The organism is Streptomyces sp. NBC_01363 (genome assembly GCF_026340595.1).
Lineage (GTDB): Bacteria > Actinomycetota > Actinomycetes > Streptomycetales > Streptomycetaceae > Streptomyces.
Genome location: NZ_JAPEPF010000001.1, coordinates 4,333,410 through 4,353,533, shown reverse-complemented (window position 1 = coordinate 4,353,533; position 20,124 = coordinate 4,333,410). Strand labels below are relative to the sequence as shown.

Below are 20,124 nucleotides of genomic sequence, written 5' to 3'. Positions count from 1 at the left end.
GACGGGATTCCGCCCGCCGGCCGCCCAGGACAGAACACCTAGGCCAGGCGCTCGCGGATCGCCCCGGCCACATCGGCCAGGGGAACGGGCGTCTGCTCGCCGGACTCCATGTCCTTGAGCTGGACGACGCCCTCGGCCAGGTCCCGCTCGCCCGCGACGACGGTGAAGCGGGCTCCCGACCGGTTCGCGCTCTTCATCGCGCCCTTGAGGCCCCGGTTCCCGTACGCGAAGTCCGCCGCCACACCCTCGCGGCGCAGCTGCGTGACGATGCCGAAGAGCACCCGGCGGGCCTCCTCGCCGAGCGGTACCGCGAAGACGCTGGTGGCCGCGGGCAGTTCGAGCTCGATGCCCTCCGCCTCCAGCGCGAGCACCGTACGGTCCACGCCGAGCGCCCAGCCGACCGACGGGAGCGCCGGTCCGCCGATCATCTCGGACAGACCGTCGTAGCGGCCGCCGCCGCCCACCGCGGACTGCGAGCCGAGCCCGTCGTGGACGAACTCGAAGGTGGTGCGGGTGTAGTAGTCGAGGCCTCGGACGAGCTTCTCGTCGTCCTCGTACACCACACCTGCCGCGGAGAGCAGGTCGCGCACCTCCTCGTGGTACGCCTTGCAGGCGTCGCAGATATAGTCGCGCAGCACCGGGGCGCCGGTCAGCTGCTTCTGCACCTCGGGCCGCTTGTCGTCGAGGACCCGGAGCGGGTTGATCTCGATGCGGCGGCGGGTCTCCTCGTCCAGGTCGAGTTCGCGCAGGAAGCCCTGGAGCGCGTCCCGGTAGACGGGGCGGCACTCCTTGTCGCCCAGCGAGTTGAGCAGGATGCGGAAGTTCCGCAGGCCCAGCGCGCGGTACGCCTGGTCGGCCAGGATGATCAGCTCGGCGTCCAGCGCCGGGTCCTCGGCCCCGATCGCCTCGGCACCGACCTGCGAGAAGTGGCGGTAGCGGCCCTTCTGCGGGCGCTCGTAGCGGTAGTACGAGCCGGAGTACCAGAGCTTCACGGGCAGGTTGCCGAGCTTGTGGAGGTTGGCCTCCAGTGCGGCGCGGAGCACGGAAGCGGTGCCCTCGGGACGCAGTGCCAGCTGGGAGCCGCCCTTGGTGGTGAGGGTGTACATCTCCTTGGTCACGATGTCGGTGGACTCACCGACTCCGCGCGAGAAGAGGGCGACGTCCTCGAAGCCGGGTGTCTCGATGTAGCCGTAGCCGGAGTTCTTCAGGGGCGCGGAGATGGCCTCGCGCACCGCGAGGTACTTGGCGGAGTCGGGCGGGGTCAGGTCGTACGTGCCCTTGGGGGCCTTGAAAGTGCTCACGGGATGTCTCTCGTCACATTCCTCGTCGGGGCGCGTCCATACCGTGCAGATATGGATTCGAGGCGCGCTCGCGGCCGATGGTCGTCTGGGGGCCGTGGCCGGACAGCACCACGGTCGAGTCGTCGAGCGGCAGGCACACACGGGCCAGCGACTCGAGCAGCTCGGCGTGGTCGCCACCGGGCAGGTCGGTGCGTCCGACGGAGCCGGCGAAGAGCAGGTCGCCCGAGAAGAGGATCTGCGGAACATCCGCGGCCTCGGGCATCCTGAACGTCACCGACCCCTTGGTATGGCCGGGCGCATGCGCGACACCGAACTCCAGACCGGCCAGCTCCAGCCGGGCGCCGTCGCTCAGCTCCTTGACGTCGTCCGGCTCCCCGATCGTCAGCTCGCCCATGAGCGGCATCCCGATGGAGCGGCCGAGGGCCTTCTCCGGGTCGCTCATCATGTACCGGTCCTCCGGGTGGATCCAGGCGGGGACGTCGTGCGCGCCGCACACCGGGACGACCGAGGCGACATGGTCGATGTGGCCGTGGGTCAGTACGACGGCGACGGGCTTCAGCCGATGCTTCTTCAGTGCTTCCTCGACTCCGGCCGCGGCCTGGTGGCCCGGGTCGATGATCACGCACTCCTCGCCTGCGGCCGGGGCGACCAGATAACAGTTGGTCCCCCAGGCCCCTGCGGGGAACCCGGCAATGAGCACGATCGTCCTTAATGGTCGTCCGACGGCGGATTGCGACTGAGAAGGTCGCGGCAGTTCAGAGCCTACCGGCGCTCCTCATTCCACAGCTAACCCATATACGGTACGGGGCAGCCAAGGCCCCATCACACGACCTATCAAGGAGATCACCCGGTGGTCAGCAGCGATCAGCGGCGGCGGCAGCTCGCCAGGGAGAAGTTCGAGCGGCAGCAGCAGCGCCGGGAGGAGGCCCGCCGCAGGACGAGGCGGCTGACGGTCGTCATCGCGTCCGCGGTGGCCGTGGTGGCGGTCGCAGGTGTGGGCTCGTACCTCGCCCTCGACGGCGACGACAAGAAGGACACGGCGGACGCCGCCGCCAGTTCCACCCCGTCGGACCCCGCGTCGCCGTCGCCGAGCGAGAGCAAGGCGCCCGAGCCCGCGATGAAGATCGACAAGAAATCCGGGTACAAGATGTCGCTCAGTACGAGCCAGGGCGACATCGCGTTCACGATGGACGCGGCGAAGACCCCGCACACCACGAACTCCTTCAAGTCGCTGGCCGACAAGGGCTTCTTCGACGGCACCAAGTGTCACCGGCTGACCACCCAGGGCATCTTCGTCCTGCAGTGCGGCGATCCAAAGGGCAACGGCACGGGCGGTCCCGGCTACACGATCCCGGACGAGAACCTGACCGCGCTGGGCAAGGCGGGCAAGGACGGCAGGGTGACCTATCCGGCGGGCACCGTGGCGATGGCGAACACCGGCCAGGCGCACACCGGTGGCAGCCAGTTCTTCCTGGTGTACAAGGACAGCAAACTGCCGCCCACCTACACCCCGTTCGGCACCATGGACGACGCCTCGCTGAAGGCCGTCAAGGACATCGGCGCGGCGGGCGCGGCCGGCGGTGCGCCCGACGGTGCGCCGAAGAAGGCCGTGAAGATCTCGAAGGCCGCTGTCGACAAGTCGTAACGGCTCGGGGCGGCCGGACCGGGCCGGGCGGTGACGACCGGGGTCTCTCGTTCGGATCAGGCACACGGGCACACGAGCCCCGCATGATCCGAACGAGAGGCCCTGGCGCGGGCCGGATTTTTTTCGGCCGCGCTGAGTACGGACAGCCGGGCGGCCGGTCGCCTAGATTGGCGTTGTGCAGGGCGGGCGCTGCCCGCCCCAGGAAACTGTGGACGATGCCAGGGGGGCGAACCCCCTCGCGGGCATCAGGTGGAGGAGGCGCTGTGAGCAGCGACCCGTGGGGCCGTGTCGATGAGACCGGCACCGTGTACGTGCGGACAGCCGACGGCGAGCAGGTCGTCGGATCGTGGCAGGCGGGTTCCCCCGAGGAGGCTCTGGCCTACTTCGAGCGCAAGTACGAGGGCATTGTGGTCGAGATCGGCCTCCTCGAACGGCGGGTGAAGACCACCGATCTGTCGGCGAAGGACGCGACGACCGCCATCGAGCATCTGCGTCTGCAGGTGGACGAGCATCACGCCGTCGGTGACCTCGACGCGCTGCGCAAGCGGCTCGACGCGCTCGTCGCGACGGTCGACTCGCGGCGCGAGGAGCGCAAGGCCCAGAAGGCGAAGCAGACCGACGAGGCGAAGCACGCCAAGGAGGCCCTGGTCGCCGAGGCCGAGGAGCTGGCGCAGAGCGAGCAGTGGCGCTCCGCGGGCGAGCGGCTCCGTGCGCTCGTCGACACGTGGAAGGGCCTGCCGCGGCTCGACCGCAAGTCCGACGACGAGCTGTGGCACCGCTTCTCGCACGCCCGCTCGGCGTTCTCCAAGCGCCGCAAGGCCCACTTCGCATCGCTGGACGCCCAGCGCGAGGAGGCCCGCAAGGCCAAGGAGAAGCTGGTCGTCGAGGCGGAATCGCTCTCCGGTTCCACCGACTGGGGGGCCACGGCCGCCCGCTACCGCGACCTGATGACGGAGTGGAAGGCGGCGGGCCGCGCCCAGCGCGAGGCCGAGGACGATCTGTGGAACCGCTTCCGCGGTGCTCAGGACGTCTTCTTCGCCGCCCGCAGCGGGGTCTTCGCCGAGCGGGACGCGGAGCAGGGCGAGAACCTCAAGCTCAAGGAGGAGCTCGCGGTCGAGGCCGAGAAGCTGGTGCCGGTGAAGGACCTGAAGGCGGCCAGGGCCGCGTTCCGGGCCATCAACGAGCGCTGGGAGGCCATCGGCCACGTTCCGCGTGACGCCCGCCCGAAGGTCGAGGGGCGGATGCACGCGGTGGAGCGGGCGCTCCAGGAGGCCGAGGAGTCGGAGTGGCGGCGGACGAACCCTGAGGCGCGTGCGCGCGCCGCGGGTCTGACCGGCCAGCTCCAGGCGGCCGTGGACAAGCTGCGTACGCAGATCGACACGGCCCGCGCCTCGGGCAACAACGCCCGTGCCGACAAGCTGGCCAAGGAGCTCGAGGGCCGGCAGGCACTGCTGGACCAGGCGCTCAAGGGCCTGGAGGAGTTCGGCGGCTGACAGTTCGCACCACGAGGAAGGGGCTCCCGTACGCGACGTACGGGAGCCCCTTCCTCGTGTGCGGTCGTGGTACGCCGTTACGGCCTGCGGGCCGAGGTCACCCGGTAGACGTCGTAGACGCCCTCCACGCCCCGGACCGCCTTCAGTACGTGGCCGAGGTGCTTCGGGTCGCCCATCTCGAAGGTGAAGCGTGAGGTGGCCACCCGGTCCCGGGAGGTCTGGACGGCCGCCGACAGGATGTTGACGTGCTGGTCGGACAGGACGCGGGTGACGTCCGAGAGCAGCCGGGACCGGTCGAGGGCCTCGACCTGGATGGCGACCAGGAAGACCGAGGACTGGGTCGGCGCCCACTCAACCTCCAGGATCCGTTCCGGCTGCTGCGACAGCGAGTCGACGTTGACGCAGTCGGCGCGGTGCACGGAGACGCCGCTGCCCCGGGTGACGAAGCCGATGATCGGGTCGCCGGGGACGGGCGTGCAACAGCGGGCCAGTTTGACCCAGACGTCCTCCACGCCCTTGACGACCACGCCCGGATCGGCGTTGGAGCGGCGTTTGTTGCGGCTGCGCGAGGGCGGTGAGCTCTCCGCGATGTCCTCGTTGGCCTCGTCCTCGCCGCCGAGCGCCTGGACCAGCTTCTGCACGACTCCGGCGGCCGCGACATGTCCCTCGCCGATCGCCGCGTACAGGGACGAGATGTCGGGGTAGCGCATCTCGTGGGCGAGGGTGACCAGGGAGTCGCCGGTCAGGATGCGCTGGATCGGCAGGTTCTGCTTGCGCATGGCCCGCGCGATGGCGTCCTTGCCCTGTTCGATCGCCTCGTCGCGGCGCTCCTTGGAGAACCAGGCGCGGATCTTGTTGCGAGCGCGGGGGGACTTGACGAAGCCCAGCCAGTCCCGGGAGGGTCCGGCGCCGGCCGCCTTGGAGGTGAAGACCTCCACCAGATCGCCGTTGTCGAGCGTCGATTCGAGCGGTACGAGCCGCCCGTTGACCCGTGCTCCTATGGTCCGGTGGCCGACCTCCGTATGGACCGCGTACGCGAAGTCGACCGGGGTCGCACCCGCGGGCAGCGCTATGACGTCGCCCTTGGGCGTGAAGACGAAGACCTCGTTGCGGGAGAGGTCGAAGCGCAGCGACTCCAGGAACTCGCTGGGGTCCTCGGTCTCCTTCTGCCAGTCCAGGAGCTGGCGCAGCCACGCCATGTCGTTGACGGTGTCCTGGCCGCGGCCGGTGTTCTTGGGGACGTCGGTACGCACCTTGGAGGCGCCCGCGACGGCCTCCTGCTTGTACTTCCAGTGCGCGGCGATGCCGTACTCGGCGCGGCGGTGCATGTCGAAGGTGCGGATCTGGAGTTCGACGGGCTTGCCGCTGGGACCGATCACCGTGGTGTGCAGCGACTGGTACATGTTGAACTTGGGCATCGCGATGTAGTCCTTGAACCGGCCGGGGACCGGATTCCATCGCGCGTGGACGGTGCCGAGCGCCGCGTAGCAGTCGCGGACCGTGTCGACGAGTACCCGGATTCCCACCAGGTCGTAGATCTCGGCGAAGTCCCTGCCCCGCACGATCATCTTCTGGTAGACGCTGTAGTAGTGCTTCGGCCGTCCGGTGACGGTGGCCTTGATCCGGGCGGCGCGCAGGTCGGCCTGGACCTCGTCGGTCACTATGGCGAGGTATTCGTCGCGCTTGGGGGCCCGCTCGGCGACGAGACGGACGATCTCGTCGTACATCTTGGGGTAGAGGATCGCGAAGGCGAGGTCCTCCAGCTCCCACTTGATGGTGTTCATGCCCAGGCGGTGCGCCAGCGGGGCGTAGATCTCAAGCGTCTCGCGGGCCTTCTTCTCCTGCTTCTCCCGCTTGAGGTAGCGCATGGTACGCATGTTGTGCAGCCGGTCGGCGAGCTTGATGACCAGGACCCGGGGGTCCTTGGCCATGGCGACGACCATCTTGCGCACGGTCTCGGCCTGGGCGGCCTCGCCGAACTTGACCTTGTCCAGCTTGGTGACGCCGTCGACGAGCAGGGCGACCTGGTCGCCGAAGTCGCGGCGCAGGGTGTCCAGGCCGTACTCGGTGTCCTCGACCGTGTCGTGCAGCAGTCCGGCCATCAGCGTGGCCGGGTCCATGCCCAGCTCGGCGAGGATCGTCGTGACGGCGAGCGGATGCGTGATGTACGGGTCGCCGCTCTTGCGCTTCTGGCCACGGTGCCAGCGCTCGGCGACCTGGTAGGCGCGCTCGATCTGGCGCAGCGTGGCCGTCTCGATCTTGGCGTCGTTGCCGCGGACGATGCGCAGCAGCGGTTCGAGCACCGGGTTGTACGGGCTGGAGCGCTGCACGCCGAGCCGGGCCAGCCTGGCCCTCACCCGGTTGGACGAGCCGCCGGAGCGGGTCGTGGGGGCGGCCGACGGCACCGGCCTGGCCGCGGGCTTCGCGGGAGGCTTCGGGGCGGACGCGGCCGGGGAGGCGGGTGCGGCCGGCTGTGCGGGGGAAGCGGGCGCGGCCCCGGGCGCCGGAGCACTCGCCCGGTCCGGGCCCTTGCCGGGCTCGGGGGCCGGGGGCTTCGGCTTGTCCGCGGGTTGCGTCTTCCCGGGCGTGGCTGAGGCCGCCGCGGGCTTGTCGGGCTGCGGGGCGGCGACTGGCTGGGCCTCGTCTGGCAAGAGCGCTCCTCGTGCGGATCCGGGTACCCGGAGAGGCCATCGTATCGACCCTGCGGCCGGTCCTCCCCCGGGGACCGTGAGACTCCTGACAACGCGGAACGGGCACCCGGTTGTTCCCGGGTGCCCGTCCTGCTCGCATATGCCGTTGCCACGTACGGTCGGTGCTGCTCAGACCGTGATCAGAACCTCCAGCGGAGCGCCTCGCAGCCCCTGCTCCAGTCGGGCCCGTCCGGGCAGGAAGCCGAGCTCCATGAGGACCGCGACGCCCACGATCTCGGCGCCGGCCCGCCGGATCAGCTCCAGCGAGGCCTCGGCGGTGCCGCCGGTCGCGAGGACGTCGTCGATGACCATGATCCGGTCGTCGGCGGACAGGTCCTCCGCGTGGACCTCGATCTCGGCGGTGCCGTACTCCAGCTCGTACGCCTGGCTGAGCGTGGCTCCGGGCAGCTTGCCCGCCTTGCGGACGGGGACGAAGCCGAGCCCGGCCCGGACCGCGACCGGGGCGGCCAGGATGAAGCCCCGGGCCTCCAGGCCGACGACCTTCGTGGCGCCGTGCCGTACGCACAGCTCCGCGAGGGTGTCGGTGAGGGCCGCGAACGCCGTCGGGTCCGCGAGCAGCGGGGTGATGTCCTTGAACAGCACACCCGGCTTCGGGTAGTCCGGCACGTCGCGGATCCGGCTGAGCAGGAGCTCGCGGGTGCTCTCGGTGGTGCTGGTCATCGACGCTTCCCCGAGGTCCGGCCGTGGCCCCTGGGGGGCTGCTGGCGCTGGCCGACGACCGCGGCGGCGGGTGCGGCGTCCTGCGGGGAGTCGTCGTCCGACGGCTCGTCCTCGGCGGACTCGCCCTTGGCGGCGGCTGCCGCGCGCTTGGCGAGGATCCGCTTCTTCAGGGCCTTCATCTGCGGGTCGCGTTCCTTGAGGTCGGCGACGAGCGGCGTGGCGATGAAGATCGAGGAGTACGCACCGGCGGCGAGGCCGACGAAGAGCGCGAGGGAGATGTCGTTCAGCATGCCGGCGCCGAGGACACCGCCACCGATGAACAGCAGACCGGCGACCGGCAGCAGTGCCACGACGGTGGTGTTGATGGAACGGACCAGCGTGCCGTTGATGGAGCGGTTGGCGATCTCGCTGTACGTCCACCGGGTCTGCTTGGTGATCCCCTTCGTGCCCTCCTTGAGGCTGTCGAAGACGACGACCGTGTCGTAGAGGGAGTAACCGAGGATGGTCAGCAGACCGATCACGGTGCCCGGGGTGACCTCGAAGCCGACCAGGGCGTAGACGCCGACCGTGATGGTGATGTCGTGGATCAGTGCGACCAGGGCCGCGATGGCCATGCGCCACTCGAAGGCGATGGCCAGGTAGATCACGACGAGCACCATGAAGATGCCGAGGCCGGTCCAGGCCTTGTTGGCGATCTGCTCACCCCAGCTGGGGCCGACCAGGTCGGCGGCGATCTTCTCGGCCGGGACGTCGAGGTCCTTGGAGAGCCGGCTCTTGATCTCGTCGGACTTCGCGGTGTCGACCTCGGTGATCTGGATGCGCAGACCGCCGTTGCCGAGCTTCTGGACGATCGCCTGGTGGCCGGACGCCTCCGTGGCCAGGTCCTCCGCCTTGGCGACGGTGACGCTCGTCTTCGGGGTGGTGAAGACCGCGCCGCCCTTGAACTCGATGCCCATGTTCAGGCCGCTGACCGCCAGGCCGACGATGGCCGTGATGGTGATCAGGATCGAGATCCCGTACCAGATCTTGCGCTTGCCGATGAAGTCGTAGCCGACCTCGCCGCGGTAGAGACGGGCGCCGAGAGTGCCGAGTCGCGACATCTCACGCCTCCTTCGGGTCAGTGGGAGCGTTGACACGGCGCGAGCGGCGCAGCGGCGGCTTGGCACCGAGCCGCTTCGGGTCCAGACCGGACCACGGATGACCGCTGGCGAAGAACTTCGTACGGGCCATCAGCGTCATGACGGGCTTGGTGAAGAGGAACACCACGACCACGTCGAGCAGAGTGGTGAGACCCAGCGTGAACGCGAAGCCCTGGACCTTGCCGACGGTGACGACGAAGAGCACCGCGGCGGCGAGGAACGACACGAAGTCGGAGACCAGGATGGTGCGCCGGGCGCGCGGCCAGGCCCGCTCGACGGCCGGACGGAGCGTGCGGCCCTCGCGGATCTCGTCGCGGACCCTCTCGAAGTACACGATGAAGGAGTCCGCGGTGATACCGATGGCAACGATGGCGCCGCAGACCGCCGGGAGGTTCAGCGCGAAGCCGATGGCCGGGCCGAGCAGCGACATGAGCGTGTAGGTCAGGATGCCGGAGACCAGGAGGCTCAGGAGCGCGATGAGCGCGAGGCCTCGGTAGTAGGCCACCAGGTAGATGACCACCAGGGCCAGACCGATGGCACCGGCGATCAGACCTGCCTGGAGCTGCTCGCCGCCGAGCGCGGCGGTGACCGTGGTGACGCTCTGCTCCTTGAACGAGAGCGGGAGCGCACCGTAGGAGAGCACGTTGGCCAGGTCATCGGCGGACTGCTGGGTGAAGCTGCCGGAGATCTCGGCGCTGCCGCTGAGCGTCGTGTTCACCTGGGGCGCGGAGACGACCTCGCCGTCCAGGGCGATGGCGAACTGGTTCTGCGGGGACGGCTGCGCGGAGAGCTTCTTGGTGATCGTCTGGAACTGCTTGGAGCCCTGCTTGGTGAACTCCATGTTGACGACCCACATGCCGCGCTGGTCGAAGCTGGCCTTGGCGTTGTCGACCTCGGTGCCGGACACCTCGGACGGGCCGAGGACGTACTTCGCGTCACCCTCGGAGCTGCATGCGACGACCGTGTCGGTGGGCTTGGCCCCCCGTGCGGCCTCGGCGCGGGAGGCCTTGCTGGAGCAGTCGAGCGCCGCGAACTGCTTCTGCAGCTTGGCGGCGGCGGCCTCGTCGGCGGCGGACGCCGACGGCGTGGTGTCGGCCTTGGGCGTGGTGCTCGCCTTGGGAGTGGGCGTGGAGTCGGCCTTGAGGGCGCCGGTGACCGCGCGGCCCTGCGTGGTGGCGCTCGTGTTCGGCGTCGCCGAACCCTTCCCCTTGTCCGCGGTGGGGGCGCTCGGGCTGCCGGACGGGGCGGGCTTGCCGGACGACGAGGCGCTGGGCATCGGGGTGGGCGTGCCCTGGGCAACGGTCAGCACCGGCCGGAAGTAGAGCTTGGCCGTGGTACCGACCTGCTCCCGGGCCTGGGCGGAGTTCGTGCCCTTGGGGATGTTGACGATGATGTTGCTCTTGCCCTGTGTCTGGACCTCGGCCTCGGAGACACCAAGACCATTGACACGGCGTTCCATGATCTGGACCGCCGTGTCCATGTTGGTCTTGTTGATCGCCGATTCCTGGCCCGGCTCGCTCTTCGCCTCGAGCGTGATCGAGGTACCGCCCGCCAGGTCGATGCCCAGCCGTGGGGTCGGCTGATCGGCCAGGAACATCCCGCCGGTGAGCGCGACCATGGCGATCAGGATCAGAGCCAGGGAACGCCCCGGCCTGCCCTGACCGCCGGCCGGCCCTCGGCTCTTCTTCGGTGCTGCCACCTTCTCGTTTCTCCCTGTCCAACCGCCCCGCGCCGGGTACGCGCCCGAGCGGCCACGAAGTGTAGTGGGGACCCGCCCCCGCAGAAGACCGCACGGTACCGGGAATGCCGAATGCCGGTGGGCTCACGGCATTCCCGGGCGTGGGTTACTTCGCGTCGGCCTCGCCGTCGTCCTTGCCCTCGGACTTCTTGCCGGACTCGGCGTCCTTCGGCTCGGCCTCGTCGGCCTTCTCGGCCTTCTTGCCCAGATCGATCCGGGCGTCGTCCGAGGTGTCCTCGTCGGCGCCGGCCTCGGTCAGCGAGGAGGCGTCGTCCGGAACGACCGTGCCGTCGAGGTCGAGACCGCTCTCGCCGTCGCCGTGGACGATGCGGTTGTACTCCGCGTCGTCGAGGACGGCGCCGATGGCGTTCTTGGCGTAGATGGCGTGGACGCCGGGCGCGATCTCAAGGAGAACCGTGTCGTCGTGCAGCTCCTTGACGGTGGCGTACATGCCCCCGATCGTCCGGACGCCGGTGCCGGGCTGCATCTCGTTGCGCATCTGGGCGGCGGCCGCCTGCTTCTTCTTGGCGGACCGCGTCATCAGGAACATGGCCCCGATGAGCACGATGAAGGGGAGGAGAGTCACGGGATTCACGGGACGAGTTTCCTTCGCACGACCGCGCTGGAAGGCGGCCTGTATCTACGGGGGTGGGTACACCGACCTGTAAGGGCGGCATCGGCGGAGTCTAAGCGAGTCCGCATCGATGGAACAACGCCCAGCACCCCTCCGTGGTTCCTGCCCCGGCCAACCTGTGACAGATCACGCCCCGAACAGGCCCTGTTGTCCCTTTCCGCCTTGCTGCGGAGGTACGAGGCCCAGGTGGGACCAGGCCGCGGGGGTTGCGACCCGCCCCCGCGGCGTCCTGGCCAGCAGTCCTTCCCGGACCAGGAAGGGCTCCGCGACCTCCTCGACGGTCTCGCGCTCCTCCCCCACGGCGACCGCGAGGGTGGACAGCCCGACGGGACCGCCGCCGAAGAGCTTCAGCAGGGCGCCGAGCACCGCGCGGTCGAGCCGGTCGAGGCCGCGGGCGTCGACCTCGTACACCCCGAGCGCCGCGGCGGCGACCGGGCGGTCGATCCGCCCGTCGGCCTTGACCTGGGCGTAGTCCCGGACGCGGCGCAGCAGCCGGTTGGCGATACGGGGGGTGCCGCGGGAACGGCCGGCGATCTCGGCGGCGCCGTCCACGTCTATCTCCACGTCGAGGAGGCGGGCGGAGCGGTGGATGACGCGTTCCAGCTCGGTGGGTGCGTAGAACTCCATGTGGCCGGTGAAGCCGAAGCGGTCGCGCAGCGGCGGCGGCAGCAGTCCGGCCCTGGTGGTGGCGCCGACCAGGGTGAAGGGCGGCAGTTCCAGCGGGATGGCGGTGGCGCCGGGGCCCTTGCCGACGATGACGTCGACCCGGAAGTCCTCCATCGCCATGTAGAGCATCTCCTCGGCGGGCCGCGACATGCGGTGGATCTCGTCGAGGAACAGGACCTCACCCTCCTGGAGGGAGGAGAGGATCGCGGCAAGATCACCCGCGTGCTGGATGGCGGGGCCGGAGGTGATCCGGATCGGCGCGCCCATCTCGGCCGCGATGATCATGGAGAGGGTGGTCTTGCCGAGGCCGGGGGCGCCGGAGAGCAGGACGTGGTCGGCGGTGGCGCCGCGGGCCCGAGCCGCCTTGAGGACCAGGTCGAGCTGTTCGCGCACCTTCTCCTGGCCGACGAATTCGTCGAGATCCTTCGGCCGGAGCGCCGCTTCGACCGCGGTGTCCTCACCGTCCGCGTCGGCCTGGACGAGGCGCTCGTCGAGCCCCGCGTCGGTGTCGGGTCCGGTCTCGTCCCAGTTCATTCAGTCTGTCCCGCCTCGGGTGTTTCGGTGCCGTGCGGTGCCCGGCCCGGCGTCGGGGTGTTCCCCGAAAGTGTCGCGCTCCGGTCAGCGCGCGCGGTTGAGGGTCTGCAGTGCGGCACGCAGCAGCTGCGGCACGGGGGCCTGCCCGCCCTCGGCGAGGGCTGCCTCGGCCTGGGGGGCGACGGCGGTGACCGCTTCGTCGGCCTCGCGGGTGGCGTAGCCGAGGCCGATCAGGGCGGCCTGCAGCTGATCGCGCCAGGAGGAGGTGACGGCGGTGCCGATGCCCTGTCGGCCGATGTGGGCGCCGACGGGCTCGCCGAGTCTGTCCTTCAGTTCGAGGAGGAGTTTCTGTGCGCCCTTCTTGCCGATGCCGGAAACGGCGGTGAGCGCCTTCTCGTCGCCGGTGGCGACCGCGGTGCGCAGGGCGTCCGGGCTGTGGGTGGCGAGCATCGCCTGGGCGAGCCGGGGCCCGACCCCGCTGGCGGTCTGGAGCAGCTCGAAGACCTGCCGCTCGTCGTCGTCGGCGAAGCCGTAAAGGGTGAGCGAGTCCTCCCGTACGACGAGGGAGGTGGCGAGCCTGGCCTCCTTGCCGATCCGGAGGCCGGCGAGGGTGTTCGGCGTGCACTGGACGGCCATGCCGATGCCGCCGACCTCGATCACGGCCGTGGTCGGGGCGAGTGCGGCCACGGGGCCGCTGACGAAGGCGATCATCGGGGGACCTTCCGGACGGGGACTGCGGGTGTACGGGGAACGCGCCCGGCGCGGGCCGCGGCGGCTGCCGCGTGTGCCTGCTGGAGGCGGTTGACGGCGGGGGCGCGCCAGATGTGGCAGATGGCGAGGGCGAGGGCGTCGGCGGCGTCGGCCGGCTTCGGCGGGGCGTCGAGCCGCAGCAGCCGGGTGACCATCGCGCCGACCTGCGCCTTGTCCGCCCGGCCGGTGCCGGTGACGGCCGCCTTGACCTCGCTGGGGGTGTGCAGGGCGACGGGAATGCCGCGGCGCGACGCGCAGAGCATGGCGACCGCGCTGACCTGGGCGGTGCCCATGACCGTACGGACGTTGTGCTGGCTGAACACCCGCTCCACGGCGACGAACTCGGGCCGGTGCTCGTCGAGCCATTCCTCGATGCCGCGCTCGATGGCGACCAACCGGTGACCGAGCTCCGCGTCGGACGGGGTGCGGACGACGCCCACACCGAGCATCGACAGGGGGCGACCGGCGACGCCTTCGACGACGCCGACACCGCACCGGGTCAGCCCCGGGTCCACACCCAGTACCCGCATGGGACGCCCCCTCCGTACCGATCGGTCAACTGTTCCCGCAGGCTATCGGCTCGCACTGACAATGCGACGGGCCGACGGGGTGTGTCCCCGTCGGCCCGTCCACGAAGGCTGTGCTGGGCGCGGCTCAGGCGTCGACCTTCTCCATGACCTCGTCCGAGACGTCGAAGTTGGCGAAGACGTTCTGCACGTCGTCGCTGTCCTCCAGCGCGTCGATCAGCTTGAAGATCTTGCGCGCGCCTTCCTCGTCCAGCTCGACCTGCATGGTGGGCAGGAAGTTGGCCTCGGCGGAGTCGTAGTCGATGCCGGCCTCCTGGAGCGCGGTGCGGACCGCGACCATGTCGGTGGCCTCGCTGACGACCTCGTAGGTGTCACCGAGGTCGTTCACTTCCTCGGCACCCGCGTCGAGCACGGCACCCAGGACGTCGTCCTCGGTCAGCTCGCCCTTGGGGACGATGACGACGCCCTTGCGGTTGAAGAGGTACGAGACCGAACCGGGGTCGGCCATCGAACCCCCGTTGCGGGTCATCGCGACACGCACGTCGGAGGCGGCACGGTTGCGGTTGTCCGTGAGGCACTCGATGAGCACCGCGACACCGTTCGGACCGTAACCCTCGTACATGATCGTCTGGTAGTCGACGCCGCCCGCTTCGAGACCGCCACCGCGCTTGACCGCGGAGTCGATGTTCTTGTTCGGTACGGAGCTCTTCTTCGCCTTCTGGATCGCGTCCACGAGGGTCGGGTTTCCCTCGGGGTCCACACCTCCGGTGCGGGCGGCGACCTCGATGTTCTTGATCAGCTTCGCGAAGAGCTTGCCGCGCTTGGCGTCAATCACGGCCTTCTTGTGCTTCGTCGTAGCCCATTTAGAGTGGCCGGACATCTGCCTTCTCCTTCGCGTCACCAAAAACGATTCGAACCCGAGAGATCCTACCGGGATCGAGTCAGCCGACTGCGCGCACCATGTCCACGAACAGCGCGTGAACGCGATGGTCTCCGGTCAATTCCGGGTGGAACGACGTAGCCAGGGCGTTTCCCTGACGTACGGCGACGATGTGGCCGCCGTGCTCCGCCACGACCTTGGCCTGCGCGCCGACCGACTCCACCCAGGGGGCGCGGATGAACACGCCCTCCACGGGGCCGCTCTCGATGCCGGCGACCTCGACGGCCGCCTCGAAGGACTCGTTCTGCCGCCCGAAGGCATTGCGGCGCACGATCATGTCGATCCCGCCGACCGTCTCCTGGCCCGAGCGCGGGTCGAGGATCTTGTCGGCGAGCAGAATCATTCCGGCGCAGGTGCCGTAGACGGGCATTCCGTCCCGCACCCGCTCGCGCAGCGGTTCCAGCATGCCGAAGAGGGAAGCCAGCTTGGACATCGTGGTGGACTCGCCACCGGGAATGACCAGGCCGTCGACCTCGGCGAGTTCCTCGGGACGCCGGACCGGCCTGGCCAGGGCATCAGCCGAGGCCAGGGCGATCAGGTGTTCCCGTACGTCGCCCTGGAGGGCCAGGACTCCGATCACAGGGGTGTCGCTCATCAGTGATTACCAGCCACGGTTGGCGTAGCGCTCGGCCTCGGGCAGGGTGTCGCAGTTGATGCCGACCATGGCCTCGCCCAGGTTCCGGGAAGCGTCCGCGATGATCTTCGGGTCGTCGTAGAAGGTGGTGGCCTTCACGATCGCGGCGGCGCGCTTGGCCGGGTCGCCGGACTTGAAGATTCCGGAGCCGACGAAGACGCCCTCGGCGCCGAGCTGGCGCATCAGCGCGGCGTCGGCGGGGGTGGCGACACCGCCCGCGGAGAACAGCACGACGGGCAGCTTGCCGAGCTCCGCGACCTCCTTGACCAGCTCGTACGGGGCGCGGAGCTCCTTGGCGGCGGCGTACAGCTCGTTGTTGTCGTAGCCGCGCAGGCGGGCGATCTCGTTCTTGATCTGGCGCAGGTGGCGGACCGCCTCGACGACGTTCCCGGTGCCGGCCTCGCCCTTCGAGCGGATCATGGCCGCGCCCTCGGCGATCCGGCGCAGCGCCTCCCCCAGGTTGGTGGCACCGCAGACGAACGGGGTGGTGAAGGCGAACTTGTCGCTGTGGTTGACCTCGTCGGCCGGGGTGAGGACCTCGGACTCGTCGATGTAGTCGACTCCGAGGGACTGCAGGACCTGGGCCTCGACGAAGTGGCCGATACGCGACTTCGCCATCACCGGAATGGAGACGGCCTCGATGATCTCCTCGATCATGTTCGGGTCCGACATCCGGGCCACGCCGCCGTCCTTGCGGATGTCGGCCGGCACCCGCTCCAGGGCCATGACGGCCACGGCGCCCGCGTCCTCGGCGATCTTCGCCTGCTCGGCGTCGACGACGTCCATGATCACGCCGCCCTTGAGCTGCTCGGCCATGCCGCGCTTGACGCGCGCGGTGCCGGTGGCCGGGGAGTCGGCGGACTGCGGGGTGGTGGGAAGCGTGGACATGGATCGACCTCACTCGGAGAAAAAGTTGCTGAAAAGCACTGCTCGGTGCAGTGCTGAGCAAACTCTCCGGGAACAGTCCACTGCAAGGGCCAATGGAAGGCCGGTGGATCGTTTTGCACGCGTACAGGACGAGATGTGGCCCCGTCACGCGCGCCTGCGGCCGTCCGGTCAGCTGACGGGGCGGTCCGCCAGGGCCACCGGGGGTTCGTCGTCCATCTCGAAGGCCAGCGGGAACGGGGCGTGACCGGCCAGCCGGAACCACCGCACCTTGCGGTGCCGACGCAGCGCGCGCGCCGCGCGCACCGCGTCGTTGTGGAACCGCCGGGCCATCGGGACGCGGCGCACGGCGGCGGCGAGCTCGGACGCCGCTTCCTCACCGCCGGGGATCTCCTTCACGGCCTCCACCTGTGCCGTCTCGCCGAAGACCGCCCGCAGCGCGGCACTCAGCTCGCTCTCCGCGACCTCGCGGTGCTCCTCCTCCGCCTGGCGGGCGGCGTGCGCGGCCTCGTACAGGACGATGGACGCGGCCGGGTCGAGGACACCGGAGGTGGCCAGTTCCTGGGTGACCGACGCACGGCGCAGAAGCTGCGCGTCGAGCGCGGCCCGTGCGGCGTCGATGCGGGTGTGCAGCCGGTCCAGCCGTCCGGCGGTCCAGCTGAGGTACATGCCGATCGCGACGACCGCGACAGCGATCCAGATGAGGGTTTCGGTCACGGGCGGCAAGGCTACCGTCGAGGCGCGGACGGCGTGACGGTCCGGGCCCGCCCCCGGCCCCGTCCTCGGGCCCTACTCCCGTGCCAGCCCGAACCGCGCGCGCAGGCCCGTGCGTTCGTCGGCCGCCACCGAGGCCGCGCCGTCCGTCACCGTCTCGTACACCGCGAGGATGTCCGCCCCGACCGTCGACCAGTCGAACCGCCGCACATGCGCGGCGCCCCGCTCGCGCAGCTCCGCACGCCGCTCCGGGTCGCCGAGCAGCCGGATCGCCGCCGAGGCCAGCGCGTCCGTGTCCTCGTTGGCGAAGAGTTCGCCCGCCGCACCCTGGTCCAGCACCTGTGCGAAGGCGTCCAGATCGCTGGCGAGGACCGGGGCGCCGGCCGACAATGCCTCGACCAGGATGATCCCGAAGCTCTCGCCGCCCGTGTTGGGCGCGACATACACATCGACGCTGCGAAGCAGCCGCGCCTTGTCCTCGTCGCTCACCATGCCGAGGAACTCGACACGGTCGCGCATCGCCCTGGGCAGCGAGGCGACGGCCTCCTCCTCGTCGCCCCGGCCGGCGACCAGCAGCCTGGTGTCCGGGCGGGCGGCGAGGATCGCGGGCAGCGCCCGCATCAGGACGGGCAGGCCCTTGCGGGGCTCGTCGATGCGACCGATGAAGCCGATCGTCCCGCCCTCCGGTCTCCCACCACCGCCCTCGACCGTGCTTCGCGCCCCTCCTCCTGATTGCCACTCGGCCCTGGGCTCGGCGGCGGCGAAGAAGCCGACGTCGACCCCGTTCGGGATGACGACCGCGTCGCCGCCCAGGTGCTCGACCAGGGTGCGGCGGGCGTACTCGCTCACCGCGATGCGCGCGCTGATCTTCTCCAGCGCCGGCTGGAGGATCGGGTACGCCGCGATCATGGCCCGGGAGCGCGGGTTGGACGTGTGGAACGTGGCGACGATCGGCCCCTGCGCGGCCCAGCAGGCGAGCAGCCCCAGCGAGGGCGAGGTCGGCTCGTGGATGTGGATGACGTCGAAGGTGCCGTCGTGCAGCCAGCGACGCACCCGGGCGGCCGAGAGGAAGCCGAAGTTCAGCCGGGCGACGGAGCCGTTGTACGGGACGGGCACGGCACGGCCCGCCGACACCACGTACGGCGGCAGCGGTGTCTCGTCGTCGGCCGGTGCCAGCACCGACACCTGGTGGCCCAGCCGGATCAGGTGCTCGGCCAGGTCACGGATGTGGAACTGCACACCACCCGGTACGTCCCAGGAGTACGGGCAGACGATGCCGATCTTCACGTCCTGTCCTCCCGGGTCTCCAGATCGGCGAGCCAGAGCCGTTGCAGCATGTGCCAGTCCTCCGGATGGTCGGCGATCCCGACGGCGAAGGCATCGGCCAGCGCCTGTGTCATCAAGGACGTCTTCTCCGTGCGGCTGCCTGACTCGGGCGTCTCGACCGGCGGATGGATGCGTGCCTTCATCACGGGCGTCTCGTCGTAGCCGAGCGTCACGGGCAGCAGCAGCGCCCCGGTCTGCTGCGCCAGCAGCGCGGGCCCGGCGGGCATCCTCGCGGTGTCGCCGAAGAATTCCACCTCGACACCGGAGGCGGACAGATCGCGGTCGGCGACCAGACAGATCAGCCCGCCCGCGCGCAGCCGCCGCGCCAGGGTGCCGAAGGCCGCGCCGCCGCTGTGCGGCAGGACCTCCATGCCGAGCCCCTCGCGGTAGGCCACGAACCGGTCGTACAGCGTCTCGGGCTTGAGCCGCTCGGCGACCGTGGTGAAGGGCACCTTGAGATCGGTGGTGACCCAGGCTCCCGCCAGGTCCCAGTTCCCCAGGTGCGGCAGGGCGAGGATGACACCGCGGCCGGTGTCGAGGCCGTCGGTCAGCCGGTGCGCGTCGGCCACCTCTATGGACGCCTTGATCCGCGCCGGGCTCCAGGTGGGCAGCCGGAACGACTCCATCCAGTAGCGCATGTACGAGCGCATCCCGGCCTTGGAGAGCTCGGCCAGCCGGGCCGGTGACGCCCCGGGTACGACCCGTGCCAGATTCGACTCCAGCCGCAGCACGCTCTTGCCGCGCCGCTTCCACACCTGGTCGGCGATGGTGCGGAAGAGCGCTCGGGCGACCGGTTCGGGAAGCTTCTTGACGGCGGTCCAGCCGAGTCCGTACAGCCCGTCGGTCAGCCGGTCCCGCAGGCCGGTCCGCGCCTCCCCGGGGTCGTCGCTCACTGTGCGGTCCCGCTCCCCGGGCGGGCAGCGGCGGCCTCGGCCGCGTCGGCCTCCGCGGACTCGCGGCGCACGGTCACGACCCGCTGCACGAGGGTGATCAGGCTGCCCACGGCGACGATCCACAGCGCGATCGGCAGCAGGATCTGGATCCCGGGGACACCGAACTTGTGCAGGCCGGCCAATCCGGCCGCGACCAGCGAGATCACCAGGCGCTCGGCGCGCTCCACGAGACCGTTGACCGCGACCGGCAGCCCGATCGACTCGCCGCGCGCCTTCGTGTACGAGACCACCTGGCCGCTGGCCAGACAGAAGATGGCGACGGCGCAGAGCACGTTGTCGTCGCCCTTGCCCGCGTACCAGAGCGCGAACCCTCCGAAGATCGCCCCGTCGGCGACCCGGTCCAGGGTCGAGTCCAGGAACGCGCCCCAGCGGCTGGAGATACCGGCCTGCCGGGCCATGTTGCCGTCGACGAGGTCGGAGAAGACGAAGATCGTGATGACGATCGTGCCCCAGAAGAACTCCCCCATCGGGAAGAAGACCAGCGCACCTGCCATCACCCCGGCCGTACCGATCAGAGTGACCGCGTCAGGGCTCACGCCGAGACGGAGCAACAGCGCGGCGAACGGTGTGAGGACACGCGTAAAAAATGCACGCGCGTACTTGTTCAGCATGGCCTTCCCGAGGGTCGGTGGGCCGAGCGGCCCCATCGGCCACCGGCTGGCCCATCGTAGTCACGCCCGCCGGACTCCACCGTCCGGGCACCCGGCCTCGCGCGGCGGCGTGCCATGTATGGACGCGGCCTGGCCCGAGTGGAAAGCTCGAATTACCGCGGGCGTCGCCGTAGCCGCCGCGGCGGCTCCCCGGTGCCCGTGCATCACTCCCCCACATCGCGTCGGTAGCTCCTCAGCTCCGCGCCACTACCTGGGAGGCACGC

Annotated in this window: 19 protein-coding genes; 2 read left to right on the top strand and 17 right to left on the bottom strand. The window is 70.1% G+C overall.

The genetic code is table 11. The features are described from left to right. Nucleotides 1-38 precede the first annotated feature (38 nt). Together hisS and OG611_RS20065 are read right to left on the bottom strand one after the other, a co-directional pair. Nucleotides 39-1,301, bottom strand: a complete 1,263-nt coding sequence (hisS, locus tag OG611_RS20070; protein ID WP_266421934.1) for a histidine--tRNA ligase — start codon at nt 1,299-1,301, stop codon at nt 39-41. 13 nt (nt 1,302-1,314) lie between these two features. Beyond that, nucleotides 1,315-2,001 (bottom strand): MBL fold metallo-hydrolase, encoded by a 687-nt coding sequence (locus OG611_RS20065; RefSeq protein WP_266421932.1) that lies wholly within the window; start codon nt 1,999-2,001, stop codon nt 1,315-1,317. 150 nt (nt 2,002-2,151) lie between these two features. Between OG611_RS20065 and OG611_RS20060 the strand changes: the two genes are divergently transcribed. Then, on the top strand, nt 2,152-2,946 hold the full coding sequence (locus OG611_RS20060) for a peptidylprolyl isomerase (protein ID WP_266421929.1): 795 nt from the start codon (nt 2,152-2,154) through the stop codon (nt 2,944-2,946). Between the two features lie 263 nt (nt 2,947-3,209). Next, on the top strand, nt 3,210-4,439 hold the full coding sequence (locus OG611_RS20055) for a DUF349 domain-containing protein (RefSeq protein ID WP_266421926.1): 1,230 nt from the start codon (nt 3,210-3,212) through the stop codon (nt 4,437-4,439). Between the two features lie 77 nt (nt 4,440-4,516). On the opposite strand, the gene OG611_RS20050 is transcribed toward OG611_RS20055, so the two are convergent. From OG611_RS20050 to pgsA, 15 genes are all read right to left on the bottom strand, one after another. Next, nucleotides 4,517-7,090: a bifunctional (p)ppGpp synthetase/guanosine-3',5'-bis(diphosphate) 3'-pyrophosphohydrolase gene (locus OG611_RS20050; RefSeq protein WP_266421923.1), complete on the bottom strand. Its 2,574-nt coding sequence runs from the start codon at nt 7,088-7,090 to the stop codon at nt 4,517-4,519. Nucleotides 7,091-7,258: 168 nt separating this feature from the next. Next, nucleotides 7,259-7,810: an adenine phosphoribosyltransferase gene (locus tag OG611_RS20045; RefSeq protein WP_266421920.1), complete on the bottom strand. Its 552-nt coding sequence runs from the start codon at nt 7,808-7,810 to the stop codon at nt 7,259-7,261. Then, nucleotides 7,807-8,910 (bottom strand): protein translocase subunit SecF, encoded by a 1,104-nt coding sequence (secF, locus tag OG611_RS20040; protein ID WP_266421917.1) that lies wholly within the window; start codon nt 8,908-8,910, stop codon nt 7,807-7,809. The genes OG611_RS20045 and secF overlap by 4 nt, the downstream gene beginning before the upstream one ends. Nucleotide 8,911: 1 nt before the next feature. Then, a complete protein-coding gene (secD, locus tag OG611_RS20035; RefSeq protein ID WP_266421915.1) occupies nt 8,912-10,648 on the bottom strand; it encodes a protein translocase subunit SecD in 1,737 nt (578 codons plus the stop codon). A gap of 145 nt (nt 10,649-10,793) precedes the next feature. Then, on the bottom strand, nt 10,794-11,282 hold the full coding sequence (gene yajC, locus OG611_RS20030; RefSeq protein ID WP_266421912.1) for a preprotein translocase subunit YajC: 489 nt from the start codon (nt 11,280-11,282) through the stop codon (nt 10,794-10,796). A gap of 165 nt (nt 11,283-11,447) precedes the next feature. After that, entirely contained in the window at nt 11,448-12,521 is a 1,074-nt protein-coding gene (gene ruvB, locus OG611_RS20025; RefSeq protein WP_266421910.1) for a Holliday junction branch migration DNA helicase RuvB, read from the bottom strand. Between the two features lie 84 nt (nt 12,522-12,605). Then, on the bottom strand, nt 12,606-13,232 hold the full coding sequence (ruvA, locus tag OG611_RS20020; RefSeq protein WP_266421907.1) for a Holliday junction branch migration protein RuvA: 627 nt from the start codon (nt 13,230-13,232) through the stop codon (nt 12,606-12,608). After that, nucleotides 13,229-13,801, bottom strand: a complete 573-nt coding sequence (ruvC, locus tag OG611_RS20015) for a crossover junction endodeoxyribonuclease RuvC (RefSeq protein WP_266421904.1) — start codon at nt 13,799-13,801, stop codon at nt 13,229-13,231. The genes ruvA and ruvC overlap by 4 nt, the downstream gene beginning before the upstream one ends. A gap of 124 nt (nt 13,802-13,925) precedes the next feature. Continuing rightward, entirely contained in the window at nt 13,926-14,678 is a 753-nt protein-coding gene (locus tag OG611_RS20010) for a YebC/PmpR family DNA-binding transcriptional regulator (protein ID WP_072484508.1), read from the bottom strand. Between the two features lie 61 nt (nt 14,679-14,739). Beyond that, nucleotides 14,740-15,333 carry a pyridoxal 5'-phosphate synthase glutaminase subunit PdxT gene (pdxT, locus tag OG611_RS20005; protein WP_266421899.1) on the bottom strand — a complete coding sequence of 198 codons (594 nt, stop codon included), beginning with the start codon at nt 15,331-15,333 and terminating at the stop codon, nt 14,740-14,742. Between the two features lie 6 nt (nt 15,334-15,339). Then, the gene (pdxS, locus tag OG611_RS20000; RefSeq protein WP_266421896.1) at nt 15,340-16,260 is read right to left on the bottom strand and encodes a pyridoxal 5'-phosphate synthase lyase subunit PdxS; all 921 of its coding nucleotides are present in this window, start codon (nt 16,258-16,260) and stop codon (nt 15,340-15,342) included. A gap of 168 nt (nt 16,261-16,428) precedes the next feature. Further along, a complete protein-coding gene (locus tag OG611_RS19995) occupies nt 16,429-16,974 on the bottom strand; it encodes a hypothetical protein (protein ID WP_266421895.1) in 546 nt (181 codons plus the stop codon). A 72-nt stretch (nt 16,975-17,046) separates the two neighbouring features. After that, nucleotides 17,047-18,258 (bottom strand): glycosyltransferase family 4 protein, encoded by a 1,212-nt coding sequence (locus OG611_RS19990; RefSeq protein WP_266421893.1) that lies wholly within the window; start codon nt 18,256-18,258, stop codon nt 17,047-17,049. Then, entirely contained in the window at nt 18,255-19,190 is a 936-nt protein-coding gene (locus OG611_RS19985; protein WP_266421891.1) for a phosphatidylinositol mannoside acyltransferase, read from the bottom strand. Before OG611_RS19985 ends, OG611_RS19990 begins: the two co-directional genes overlap by 4 nt. After that, nucleotides 19,187-19,861 (bottom strand): phosphatidylinositol phosphate synthase, encoded by a 675-nt coding sequence (gene pgsA / locus OG611_RS19980; protein ID WP_266421888.1) that lies wholly within the window; start codon nt 19,859-19,861, stop codon nt 19,187-19,189. Before pgsA ends, OG611_RS19985 begins: the two co-directional genes overlap by 4 nt. Between the last annotated feature and the right edge of the window lie 263 nt (nt 19,862-20,124).